Source organism: Streptomyces sp. NBC_00554, assembly GCF_041431135.1.
Taxonomy (GTDB): Bacteria; Actinomycetota; Actinomycetes; order Streptomycetales; family Streptomycetaceae; genus Streptomyces.
Map to the genome: position 1 here is coordinate 2627949 of NZ_CP107799.1, position 11526 is coordinate 2639474.

Genomic DNA, 11526 nt, shown 5'->3' on the forward strand with positions numbered 1-11526 from the left:
AAACCTTCAGGACGGTACGCGTGTCTGTGTCACCCTCTGTTTCCGCGCCTTCCGCGCCCTCACAAACTCCCACCCAGGCCGAGCTGCTCGACTTCGTGCGCCGTAGTGCCGCCGACGCCGAGCTGATCGCCTCGCTCCCACTCGATCCCGAGGGCCGCACCTGGGTGCGTCTCGAAGGCCCCGGGGGCAGCGAGGCCTGGCTGATCGGCTGGCCGCCAGGTACCGGAACCGGCTGGCACGACCACGCCGACTCGGTCGGCGCCTTCCTCACCGCGTCGGGCGAACTCAAGGAGTACTCGCTCGCCGCTCGACTGCCCACCGACGGCTGGAAGACCCTCGAACTCACCGAAGGGGTGGACCGCGAGCGGCGGTTGACGGCCGGCAAGGGCCGCTCCTTCGGCCGCCACCATGTGCACGAGGTGCTCAACGAATCCACCGAGGAGCACGCGATCTCGGTCCACGCCTACTACCCGCCCCTGCCGCGGATCCGCCGCTACAGCCGTACGGGCCAGGTGCTGCGCCTGGAGCAGGTCGAGCGCCCGGAGGACTGGCAGTGACCGCCCAACACCCGGTGGGAGTGGACGAGTTGCTGGACCGGGTCCGCGAGGGACTCGACCGTGTGGAGGCCAAGGAGGCGTACGACGCCGGACAGGCCGGCGAGGCCCTCCTGGTCGACATCCGGTACGCCGCCCTGCGCGAGCGCGACGGCCTGATCCCCGGCGCCCTCGTCGTCGAGCGCAACGAACTGGAGTGGCGGCTCGACCCCCAGGGAAGTCACCGCGCCCCGGAGGCCACGAGCCACGACCTACGGGTCGTGGTGGTGTGCAACGAGGGGTACGCGTCGAGCCTCGCGGCCGTGTCCCTGCGGCAGTTGGGACTGCACCGGGCGACCGACCTGGTCGGAGGCTTCCAGGCGTGGAAGGCGGCCGGGTTTCCGGTGAAGGAGTAACGGCCCAGGCAGTACGCCGATGTGGGCGCCCCCTGATGTAAGGGGCGCCCACCATTGCGTACTGCCCCTTACTCCTTGGCCGTGGCCACAGTGACGGGGCGGGGCGCGAGCGCCACTCGGCCGGGCAACGCGGTGGCGACGAGGGCAAGCAGCCCGGCGACGGCGACAACCACGGCGTACACCAGAGGGGTGACCGCCGGAGCCGCGCCACCCGTCATGCCGATGCTGAAGGCGGTCAGGACGGCGAGCGCGATTCCGCTGCCGAGGGCGGTGGCGAGCAGCAGGACCGAGAGGGTCTCCGTGCGCAGCATTCGCAGCACCTGACGGCGGGTCGCTCCGGCGAGGCGGAGCATCGCGAACTCGCGGACACGCTCGGAGACGGACATCGCGAGCGTGTTGACGACGGCGATGGCGGTGAAGGCCAGAACCAGGCCCATGGCGAGGTAGTTGACCTCGGCGTTCGCCTGCTGCCGCTCGGCCTGGATCGAGTCGGCGGCGGCCGGCGCAAGAACTTCGACACCCGGGAACTCACGCAGCGTAGTCGCGAGTTGTGTCTGTGTACGGGCGGTGCTGACGAGGACGGAGGTGGCGAGCGGGTTGTCCACGTGGCGGGCGATCAGGTCATGGGCGAGGGTGAGGTCTCCGAAGCCGAGGCCCTTGGCGTAGACGGCGGCGACGGTGAGCGTGGCCGGCGTGCCGTCGCCGAGGGTGAGTTTCAGGGTGCTTCCCGGCTTCAAGTGGAGCTGGTCGGCCGCGAGTTCACTGACGGCGACGGTGTTGCTCTTCAGGTGGTTCAGGGAGCCCGCGGTGACGTCCGGGTCCCAGGTGCGGGCGAGGCCACCGGGTGTGACGCCTTGGGCCGCGTACTTGTCGAGGCCCACGCGGACGGTCGTGCGGACCACTTCGGTGACGATGTCGTCGTGTGTACGCAGCTGCCGTGCGGCTTCGGCCGGGACTCCGGGCCCCTGGGCGGCCAGCACCCAATCGGCGCGGATTCCTTCGCGGGCCTGAGCGCGGGCGGCGTCGCCCAGGGTCGGCTGGACGAAGAGAACCGTGCAGGTCATACCGATGAGGAGGGTGAGCGGAGTGACGACGGAGGCCATGCGGGCGGCGTTGCCGCGGAGGTTGGCGCGCGCGAGCCTGCCGCCCGGACCGCTCAGCCGCAGCGGGCCCGCAAGGATGGCCGCGGCTGCCCGGACCAGGAGCGGTCCCAGCAGCGCGACTGCGGTGGCGAGGACCACAACGGCCAGGAAGGTCACGGGCGTTGAGGCAGGCTCGGTGCGCAGGAAGCTGAGGACGACGATGAGGACGGTGCCCCCGGCCAGCAGCGCGAGACCGGCGAGGATACGACCCCACGCGGGGCGGGTGCGCTCGGTCCGGGCTTCGGCGAGCGCTTCGGCCGGACGGATCCGGGTGATACGGCGTGACGAGATACGAGCGGCGGCCCAGGCCCCCAGAAGCGTCGCGATGATCGCGGCGAAGAACGGGAAGACGCTGACGGTGTGCTGAAGGGTGGCGGGGACGGCGCCCATGGCCACGAACCTGCTGTGCAGCCAGCTCCCCAACGGCAGCCCGGCAAGTGCGCCTGCCGTACCTGCGGCGGCCCCGACGATCAGGGCCTCACGGCCGAGGAGTGTGCGGATCTGACCCTGTGTGGCGGCGATGGCGCGCAGCAGGGCGAGTTCACGGTGACGCTGCTGCACGGAGAGCGCGAAGGTGCCGACGACCACCAGTACGGCCACGAGCAGCGAGGTGCCACCCATCGCGCCGCCCATGCTGATCAGCCTCGTGCGGGCTGCGGCCGCGTCCAGGAACTCGACCGGACCACGCTCGTCACCCGCGCTGACCTGCGCGGTCGTGCCGTTCAACGCCTTGGTGACGGCCTGTTCAAGGGTGGCCGTGTCGGTGCCCTTGGCAGGCAGCACGCCGAAGGCGGTCACCTGGCCGGGGTGAGCGGCGAGGCGACGGGCTTCGGCGGTGGAGAAGAAGAGGGAGGTCTGGTGGCGTACGGCCTTGGTGGGCGCGGCGATTCCGGTGACACGGTAGGAGCGCGGGGACTGCGTGGACTGGACCGTGAGCCGGTCGCCGGGCTTGAGGTGGGCGCGCTCGGCGAGGTAGCGGTCGACGACGAGGTCGCCGTCGGCCTGGGGTGCGGTGCCGGTGGTCAGCGTGTACGGGGTCAGCGCGGCGGAGTCCCAGGCGTGACCGTAGGCGGGCCGGCTCTTCTCGACCGTCCCGGTGGGTGTCAACGGCTGGGCGAGGAAGGTCAGTTCGGGGACGACTCGGTCCACGCCCGCGACCCCGCTGAGCCGTGCGGCGAGGTCGTCCGGGAGCCAGGCCCGTTCGGCGATCGGCTTGGCCTTGTGTTTGACCTTGGTCTTGCCCTTCTTCTGCTTGACGGTGGTCTGGTGGACGTTCTGGTCGGCGGAGACCACTACGGGGGCGGCGGCATAGCGTTCGGTGCCGATCGTGCCGCGCAGACCCGTTTCAAGGAGGGTGCCGCAGGCGGTGATGAGGGCGGCCGCGCACATCAGGGCGAGGAAGGCGCCGAGGAAGCCGCCTTTGCGGGCTCGGACGGTCTTGAGTGCGTAGCGCAGCATCATGAGGGGTCGCTCTCTGTTCTGTTGTGGGGTTCCGGGTGGCTCGCGGGCGCGGCGTCCGGCGCCGGGAAGGCCAGGAAGCGGGTGAGCACGGTGCGGGCGCCGGGCGGTGTGTCGCCCTCGGGGCGCTTGTAGCGGTTGAGGAGAGCGATGTACTCCTCGAAGAACGCGCGGAGTTCGGGGAGGGTCAGCCGGATGCTGCCGCGCGAGTACGGGAAGGCATCGGCCCAGGGATCGCCGCCCGCGTCCGTCTGGGACTGCGCCTGCGCCTGCAGCTGCAACTGCTCGAAGAGTTCGAGGTCGGCGGCGTACGCGTGGTGGTTCAACTCGTCCATGACGAGCCGCATCTCGGGACTCTGACGACTGCGCGGCGGGAAGCGTCGGTCACCGGGGACAGCCCGCCACCAGCGCTCCCGGCCATGGCCGGTCGCCTCGGTCTGCTCCTCGACGAAGCCGTACCGGGCGAGTTCACGCAGGTGGTAGCTGGTGGCTCCGGTGTTGAGTCCGAGCGCCCGCGCCAACGTCGCCGAGGTGGCGGGACCGTGCACGGTGAGGTGCTGGAGCATGCGCTGCCGACGCGGTTGCGCAAGGGCCTTGAGCGTGGCGAGGTCGGAGAGCTCCGTGGACGTGTGCGGCGCCTTGGCCGTCCGCCCCTCCGGGGAGTCCGTCGCGCCGGGTTCCTGTGCCATGGGTACACAGTTGTCTGTGCACAGGTACCTGTGCAGTGCGGCGACCCGGCGTCTTCAAGCGGGGGTTAACCCCACCAGCTCGGAACCCGGGGTCCGCCGGTGGCGCGAGGCGCCGGAACTGGACGGAGGCACCCGACGGTCCGGCCCAGTTCCGGCGCTACGTCGTCACCGGGTCACCGGGTCACCGGGTCACCGGGTCACCGCGTCACCGGGTCACCGCGTCACCGGGTCACCGCGTCACCGCGTCACCGCGTCACCGCGTCACCGGGAAGCGAACCGCCGGGGTAGTCCGAGCCGCCCGGAATTCGGATTACTCAGCGGCGATCCGACTCACCCCAGCAACTCCGAGCCCCGCATGGCTCCAGAACCGAACCCCCCAGGGTCAGAACCCCTCGTCCCCAAGACCTTCCGTGTCCTCGCCCTCTTCCTCCAGCGCCCGGCGAACCACTCTCAGGGCCATCCCCTCGGGATAGCCCTTGCGGGCGAGCATGCCCGCTAGGCGCCGCAGCCGCTTGTCCCGGTCGAGGCCGCGTGTGGCACGCAGCTTGCGGGCGACCAGCTCGCGCGCGGTCGCCTCCTCCTGCTCGGAGTCGAGCTGCCCGACGGCCTCGTCGATCAGCGTCGCGTCCACGCCCTTGGTACGCAACTCCTGCACGAGCGCCCGTCTGGCCAGGCCCCGACCGTGATGCCGGGACTCCACCCAGGCGTCCGCGAAGGCGCTGTCGTTGATCAGGCCGACCTCCTCGTACCGTGACAGCACCTCGTTCGCCACGTCGTCGGGGATCTCGCGCTTGCGCAGCGCGTCCGCGAGCTGTTTCCGCGTGCGCGGGGTCCCGGTGAGCAGGCGCAGACAGATCGCCCGCGCCCGCTCAGCCGGGTCCCCTGGGGACTCCCCCTTCTCGGCCCTCGACGAGGAAGGGGCGCCTCCGTCCTGTGGGTCGCCGGACGACTCACCGAAACCGGCACGTCTCCGACGCCCTCGTCCACCGCGCGGCCCGCCGTCACCGCGCCGACCGCCGCCCCGGCGCGAGCCACCGCCGGGCGAACCCTCGCCCCAGGGCAGGCCTTCGCCGCCCCGCGAGCCGCTCTCCGGCGACGACCCCCCGCCGTCCGGGTCACCGCCGTAGAACCCGCCGGCGCCAGACGTCCCAGCGCCGCCGTACGCCCCGTCACCGCCATACGCTCTGTCGCCGTCTCCGGCCGAGCCGCCCCTGCCCCCGTCGTACCCCTGCCCCTGCCCCTCCGGGGCAGCAGGGTAGGCGTACTCGGCCCAGTCGGTTCGTCGCGTCATGGGCTAGCTCTTGGCCGCCGCGGTCTTGGGCTTGGCGGCCTTGGTCGCCGGAGCAGGCACCGTCTTCGCCGCCTCGTCCGAAGCGACCGTGACCGCCGCGTCCGCGCCGGGCTCGGCGGTGGGCTTCTCCGGCTTCACGCCGACACCCAGCTTCTCCAGGATCTTCTTCTCGATCTCGTTGGCGAGATCGGGGTTGTCCTTGAGGAAGTTGCGCGCGTTCTCCTTGCCCTGGCCGAGCTGGTCGCCCTCGTACGTGTACCAGGCGCCGGCCTTGCGGACGAAGCCGTTCTCCACGCCCATGTCGATCAGGCCGCCCTCGCGGCTGATGCCGTGGCCGTAGAGGATGTCGAACTCGGCCTGCTTGAAGGGCGGCGCGACCTTGTTCTTGACGACCTTGACGCGAGTACGGTTGCCGACCGCGTCCGTGCCGTCCTTGAGGGTCTCGATGCGGCGGATGTCGAGTCGCACCGAGGCGTAGAACTTCAGTGCGCGGCCACCGGTCGTGGTCTCCGGGGAGCCGAACATCACGCCGATCTTCTCGCGGAGCTGGTTGATGAAGATCGCGGTGGTCCCGGACTGGTGGAGCGCGCCTGTGATCTTGCGGAGCGCCTGGCTCATCAGGCGGGCCTGCAGACCCACGTGCGAGTCACCCATCTCGCCCTCGATCTCCGCGCGCGGCACCAGGGCTGCAACGGAGTCGATGACGATCAGGTCGAGTGCACCGGAGCGGACCAGCATGTCCACGATCTCGAGAGCCTGCTCGCCGTTGTCCGGCTGCGACAGGATCAGGTTGTCGATGTCGACGCCGAGCTTCTTCGCGTACTCGGGGTCGAGGGCGTGCTCGGCGTCCACGAAGGCCACCTGGCCGCCCGCCTTCTGCGCGTTCGCCACCGCGTGCAGAGTCAGCGTTGTCTTACCGGAGGACTCCGGTCCGTACACCTCCACCACTCGGCCGCGCGGCAGTCCGCCGACGCCGAGGGCGACGTCGAGGGCGGTCGACCCGGTGGGGATGACCTCGATGGGCTCATTCGGCCGCTCGCCCAGACGCATCACTGCGCCCTTGCCGAATTGCCGTTCAATCTGTGCGAGTGCGGCGTCCAACGCCTTCTCGCGGTCGGTTCCTGCCATGGGTTCCACCCGATTTACTTGAGTCGATCGCTTCACGTCAAAGACGCTAACGCCTGCCACTGACAATGCGCCCCGACGCCCGTCCGACCTGTGGATAACTCGGGCACATCTCCGTGAAAACCCTGCCGAAATCCCCGTCGAAAACCCGGCCGGAGATTCCATGAGAATGGATGTTCGATTTTGGTGTCAAGCGCACCACGCGGCATCACCAAGAGTTCACCGGCACTCCCACACCGGCTGGATCCCGGGCCTCGCACCTCACCCGGGCATCCGGCGTGCACAGCGGCCCGCTGCTACGCGAAGGCCGTCGCGGGAGCCGGATTCCTGGCTGTGCTCACCTGGTGAACAAGCGCCGCATGCGCGCGAAGAGGGGGCTCGAGCCCCGTTCCCGGTGACCGTGCACCCGCGGGTCGTCCGTGACGTCGTACCGCTTCACATAGGCGCCCAGGAAGGCCTGCAGTGTGGCGACCGCGGGGATGGCGATCAGCGCGCCCACCGCACCGAGGAGCGCGGTGCCCGCGACGACCGACCCGAAGGCGACCGCGGGGTGGATGTCGACGGTCTTCGCGGTCAGCTTGGGCTGCAGCACGTAGTTCTCGAACTGCTGGTAGATCACGACGAAGATCAGCACCCACAGCGCGTACCAGGGGTCGACCGTGAAGGCGATCAGCATCGGCAGGGCGCCCGCGAGATAGGTACCGATGGTGGGGATGAACTGCGAGACCAGGCCCACCCAGACGGCGAGCACGGGCGCGTAGGGCACGCCCAGGGATTCCAGCAGGATGTAGTGCGCGACCCCCGAGATGAGCGCCATCAGACCGCGTGAGTACAGATAGCCGCCGGTCTTGTCCACGGCGATCTCCCACGCACGCAGGACCTCTGCCTGCCGCGCGGGCGGCAGTACGGAGCACAGCGCGCGGCGCAGCCTCGGCCCGTCCGCGGCGAAGTAGAAGGAGAACAGCGTGATCGTCAGCAGCTGGAAGAGTCCTCCGAGCACCTGGGTGGAGACGTCCAGGACACCGGTGGCGCTGTTCTGGACATAGTTGCGCAGCCAGTCGGAGCGGAGCAGGCCCTCCTGGACGTCGACCCGCTTCAGGTCGGTGTTGAAGTGCGCGTTGATCCAGTTGATGACGGAGTCGAGGTAGTTCGGAAAGTCCTCGACGATCTTGATGATCTGGCCCGCGAGCATGGAGCCGAGCAGCGTGACGAATCCGGCGGCGAAGATCAACAGGCCGAGGAAGACCAGGAAGGTGGCCAGCCCCCTGCGCATGCCGTACGAGGCCATCCGGCTCACCGCGGGCTCGATGGCGAGCGCCAGGAAGAACGCGATGAGGATGTTGATCAGCAAGCCGGTGAGCTCGTGGAACGCCCAACTGCCCAACTGGAACACGGCGATGAGCGCGAGGGCGAGCACCATGGCGCGCGGCAGCCAGCGCGGCATGCGCCCGCCCTGCGCGGCGGCGTCCCCGGCCGGGGGGCCGGAGGGCGGCGTCGTGCCGAACGGTGATGCCTGCTGGGCGACCTGAGCGGTCTCGTCTGTCGGGGCCACGGAGCAAGTCTCGCCCACGCCACCGACAATCGGGTGCCCGCCCCGGATCTTCGTGCCCCGTCAGCGGTTTTCGTACGGAACGTCCGCGGCCGCGCACACCACGCGCCACACGTCCTTGGCCTCCCAGCCGGTGTTGAGCGCCTCGTGAACGGTCCGCCCGCCCAGCTCCGTCATCACGTGATCGCGCGCGAAGGTGTCGGCGTACTCCGTACCGAAGTGATCCGCCATCCGCTGCCAGAAGACCGTCAACCGCATGACTCCAGTATCCCGCTCCTGAGGGTGGGCCCGAGCCGGGGACCGCTTGTGGAGACCGCTTTCCGTCCTACGGTCTGACCCATGGCCGAATCCGGAGCATCCCCACTCCCCCCGACGCCCCCGGCGCACTCCCCGCTCTCGCGCGCCGAGCACTTCGTCTGGCTCACGGCGCGCGTGCTGGAGCAGCGCCGCTTCGAGTACCACTTCCTGAACAGCGATGTCGGCGGCGCGGATGCGGTGGAGACCGCGCTGGCCGCCTACCGCAATGACGACGACGGCTACGGTCACGCGCTGGAACCCGATCTGCGCGGCCCGGTGAGCCAGCCGTTGCACACCGGGCACGCGCTGCGCGTGCTCGACTCGATCGGGCGCTGCGGCGGACAGCGCGTGGAGCGTATGTGCCGCTATCTGACCTCCGTCTCGACGCCGGACGGCGCACTGCCGGCGATCCATCCCAGCCAGCGCGGCTATCCGACGGCTCCCTTCGTGCCGGTCGTCGACAACCCGCCGAGCGAACTCCTCGCCACCGGGCCCGTGGTGGGCCTGCTGCACCGCAACGAGGTGTGGCACGCCTGGCTGTTCCGGGCGACCGACTTCTGCTGGCAGGCGATCGAGTCCCTGGAGAAGTCCCACCCGTACGAGATCGAGGCCGCCGTGGCCTTCCTGGACTCCGCGCCCGACCGCCCGCGCGCGGAGGCGGCCGCCGACCGACTGGGCCGCCTGGTACGCGAACACCGGCTCGCGGCGCTGGACCCGGAGCGTCTCGACGCGTTCCCCGTGGCGCCCGGCTACGCGCCCGGTGAGCACCATTTCCCGCACGACTACGCGAAGACCCCGGGCTCACTCGCGCGCGCGTGGTTCACCGACGAGGAAATGACGCACTCACTCGACCACTTGGCGAACGAGCAGGAAGAGGACGGCGGCTGGCCGATCCGCTGGCGTCAGTGGGCGCCGGGCACCGCCCTGGAGTGCCGTCCCATCGTGACGATCGAGGCGCTGCGCACCCTGAGGGCGTACGGACGGTCCATCAGCTGACCTTGCGGGTGCCGTGACGGACTGCCGCGGATGGCCCCGCCGGCCCACGTGTCCCTGGGCACCCCTGAGCAACAGCGCCGCACGTCAGCCCGTAATCGCCCGCACCCCCGCCGTCACCACCACGGCCGCGGCGACCACGAGCAGGAAGGGGGCGCGCAGGATCAGTGCTACGGCGGCCGCGGCAAGCCCCGCGGCTTTCGCGTCCACCACCAGGACGTGCCCGTCGGCGAAGGTCTGCTGGGCCGTGAGGGCGGCAAGAAGGGCAACGGGCAGCAGGGCGGCGAGGCGCTGGACGAGCGGCCGCTCCAGTACTCCGGCGGGGACCAGCAGCCCGATGAGTTTGACGACGTAGCAGCCGACGGCGGTCGCGCCGATCGCGATCCAGATGCTCAACGGTCCTCCCCTGGTGCCTCGTCGGCGGTCCTCGCGCTGCGGCGGCCCTCTACGTAGAGGGCGGCCGGCGCGGCGAGCGCGGCCACCAGGACGGGGACCCCGGCAGGCAGCAGGGGGAGCAGACCGAGGCCCAGAAGGACCGCGACACCCGCGACCACACGCTCCGTAGTGGTCTTCAGCATCGGCGCGAGCAGCGCGAGGAAGACGGCGGGCCCTGCTGCGTCCAGTCCCCACGCGTCGGTGTCACCGATGGCCTCGGCCCCGACAGCGCCGAGCAGCGTGGTGAGGTTCCACAGCACGTAGAGGGTGAGCCCGGTGACCGTGAACCCGATGCGGACGCTGCGACGGGTGGGCTGGGCGAGGGCGACGGCTGTGGTCTCGTCGATGACCCACTGCGCGGCGAACGGGCGCACCGCGCGCGGGAGGGCCAGCAGCTGCGACAGCCTCAGTCCGTAGAACGCGTTGCGCACTCCGAGGAAGAAGGCACCCGCGGCAGCCGTGAGCGGGTTGCCCCCGGCCGCGAGGGCCCCCACCAGCGCGAACTGTGAGGCGCCGGTGAACACCAGCAGGCTGAGCGCGCAGGTCTGCAGCAGCGTGAGGCCGCTGCCCGCCGAGGTCACCCCGAAGGCGAAACCGGACAGGCCGACGGCGATCCCGACTCCCAGGGCGTCCCGGACGACGGCTGCGTCGGGTTTTCCGCCGTCTTCTTTGCGTATGTCTGCGAGAGCTGTCTGTTCTGCCACGCCTTGGACGGTAGGAGCAGTCGCCCTTCGCCGTCTTGTACGTTCTTGCGCTCACGCTGGTAGGCGCCCGGGGGGACGCCCACGATCCGGGTGAAGTGACGGTTGAGGTGCGGCTGGTCGGTGAAGCCGACGGCGACGGCCGCCTCGGCGGGCGCGGAACCGGTGTCCAGGAGGTGGCGGGCCCGGCGTACGCGGGCGTCGGTCAGCCAGGTGTGGGGCGGCATCCCGTAGGCATCGCGGAACGCTCGCAGCAGCGCGAACGGGCTGGTGCCGAGTTCGGTGGCGAGCAGCTCCAGAGTCGGGGGCTCGGCCATCCGCTCGTCCAGCACGGCACGCGCGCGTGCCGCGATATGAGCACCGGCGGTGCGCACGGCCCGCTGCGGCAGCGGGCCTCCGTTCAGCCGCAGCAGCCGGGTCACGGCCACCCGCAGCAAGGTGTCGGCGGCGAGCGCGTTGCCCTCCTCCGCGGCCCTGAGCACCTGGTGGACGAGACCTGCGGCGTACGGGTCGTCGAGCACGGGGCTGATGAATCCGGGAGTGCCGCGGATCGTGGTGGTCTCGGCGGCGATCTCGGCCACCAGTTCCGGGGACGGGTACACCGCCCCGTACCGCCAGCCCTCGGGGACGCCGGCGCGGCCGGTGTGCGGAGTGTCGGGGTTGACCAGCGCCAGTGCGCCCGGGCCCGCGTACTGGTCGGCGCTGCCGTGGTGGAAGACCTCGACGCCTTCGGCGATGGCGGCGATGACGAAGTTCTCGTGGGTATGCCGCACAAAGATCTTCTCGACGTATCGGGCCCGCAGCAGATCGACACCGGGCAGTTCCGCGTACTGCCAGTGCCGCGCCCGCTCCGCTGAAGCCGCCATGCCCCCATTCTGCGTCAGCGGGCCGCACGGA

12 protein-coding genes are annotated in these 11526 nt (G+C 70.5%); 3 read left to right on the plus strand and 9 right to left on the minus strand.

Going from position 1 to position 11526, the window contains the following annotated elements; genetic code table 11:
- Positions 1-20 precede the first annotated feature (20 nt).
- Together OG266_RS11395 and OG266_RS11400 are read left to right on the plus strand one after the other, a co-directional pair.
- Positions 21-557, plus strand: coding sequence for a cysteine dioxygenase (locus OG266_RS11395; RefSeq protein ID WP_371545215.1), 537 nt, complete (start codon positions 21-23; stop codon positions 555-557).
- A complete protein-coding gene (locus tag OG266_RS11400; RefSeq protein WP_371545217.1) occupies positions 554-949 on the plus strand; it encodes a rhodanese-like domain-containing protein in 396 nt (131 codons plus the stop codon). Before OG266_RS11395 ends, OG266_RS11400 begins: the two co-directional genes overlap by 4 nt.
- Positions 950-1017: 68 nt before the next feature.
- Here the strand turns inward: OG266_RS11400 and OG266_RS11405 are convergent, their stop codons facing one another.
- From OG266_RS11405 to OG266_RS11430, 6 genes are all read right to left on the minus strand, one after another.
- Positions 1018-3552 carry an FtsX-like permease family protein gene (locus OG266_RS11405; RefSeq protein WP_371545219.1) on the minus strand — a complete coding sequence of 845 codons (2535 nt, stop codon included), beginning with the start codon at positions 3550-3552 and terminating at the stop codon, positions 1018-1020.
- Positions 3549-4238 (minus strand): ArsR/SmtB family transcription factor, encoded by a 690-nt coding sequence (locus tag OG266_RS11410; protein WP_371545221.1) that lies wholly within the window; start codon positions 4236-4238, stop codon positions 3549-3551. Before OG266_RS11410 ends, OG266_RS11405 begins: the two co-directional genes overlap by 4 nt.
- Positions 4239-4620: 382 nt before the next feature.
- Positions 4621-5529, minus strand: a complete 909-nt coding sequence (gene recX / locus OG266_RS11415; protein WP_371545223.1) for a recombination regulator RecX — start codon at positions 5527-5529, stop codon at positions 4621-4623.
- A 3-nt stretch (positions 5530-5532) separates the two neighbouring features.
- Positions 5533-6657, minus strand: coding sequence for a recombinase RecA (recA, locus tag OG266_RS11420; RefSeq protein ID WP_266474386.1), 1125 nt, complete (start codon positions 6655-6657; stop codon positions 5533-5535).
- A gap of 334 nt (positions 6658-6991) precedes the next feature.
- A complete protein-coding gene (locus OG266_RS11425) occupies positions 6992-8206 on the minus strand; it encodes an AI-2E family transporter (RefSeq protein WP_329545172.1) in 1215 nt (404 codons plus the stop codon).
- Positions 8207-8266: 60 nt separating this feature from the next.
- Complete coding sequence (locus tag OG266_RS11430; RefSeq protein WP_371545227.1) at positions 8267-8461, minus strand: DUF3046 domain-containing protein; 195 nt, start codon at positions 8459-8461, stop codon at positions 8267-8269.
- 81 nt (positions 8462-8542) lie between these two features.
- Here OG266_RS11430 and OG266_RS11435 point away from each other — a divergent pair, with 81 nt between their 5' ends.
- The gene (locus tag OG266_RS11435) at positions 8543-9496 is read left to right on the plus strand and encodes a hypothetical protein (RefSeq protein ID WP_266474392.1); all 954 of its coding nucleotides are present in this window, start codon (positions 8543-8545) and stop codon (positions 9494-9496) included.
- Between the two features lie 84 nt (positions 9497-9580).
- Here OG266_RS11435 and OG266_RS11440 read toward each other — a convergent pair whose 3' ends face one another.
- The 3 genes from OG266_RS11440 to OG266_RS11450 are packed head-to-tail and all read right to left on the minus strand — an operon-like array spanning position 9581 to position 11495.
- A complete protein-coding gene (locus OG266_RS11440) occupies positions 9581-9889 on the minus strand; it encodes an AzlD domain-containing protein (RefSeq protein WP_266474394.1) in 309 nt (102 codons plus the stop codon).
- Positions 9886-10605, minus strand: coding sequence for an AzlC family ABC transporter permease (locus OG266_RS11445; RefSeq protein ID WP_266475057.1), 720 nt, complete (start codon positions 10603-10605; stop codon positions 9886-9888). The genes OG266_RS11440 and OG266_RS11445 overlap by 4 nt, the downstream gene beginning before the upstream one ends.
- Positions 10506-11495 carry an AraC family transcriptional regulator gene (locus tag OG266_RS11450; protein WP_329545174.1) on the minus strand — a complete coding sequence of 330 codons (990 nt, stop codon included), beginning with the start codon at positions 11493-11495 and terminating at the stop codon, positions 10506-10508. Before OG266_RS11450 ends, OG266_RS11445 begins: the two co-directional genes overlap by 100 nt.
- Positions 11496-11526: the final 31 nt, after the last annotated feature.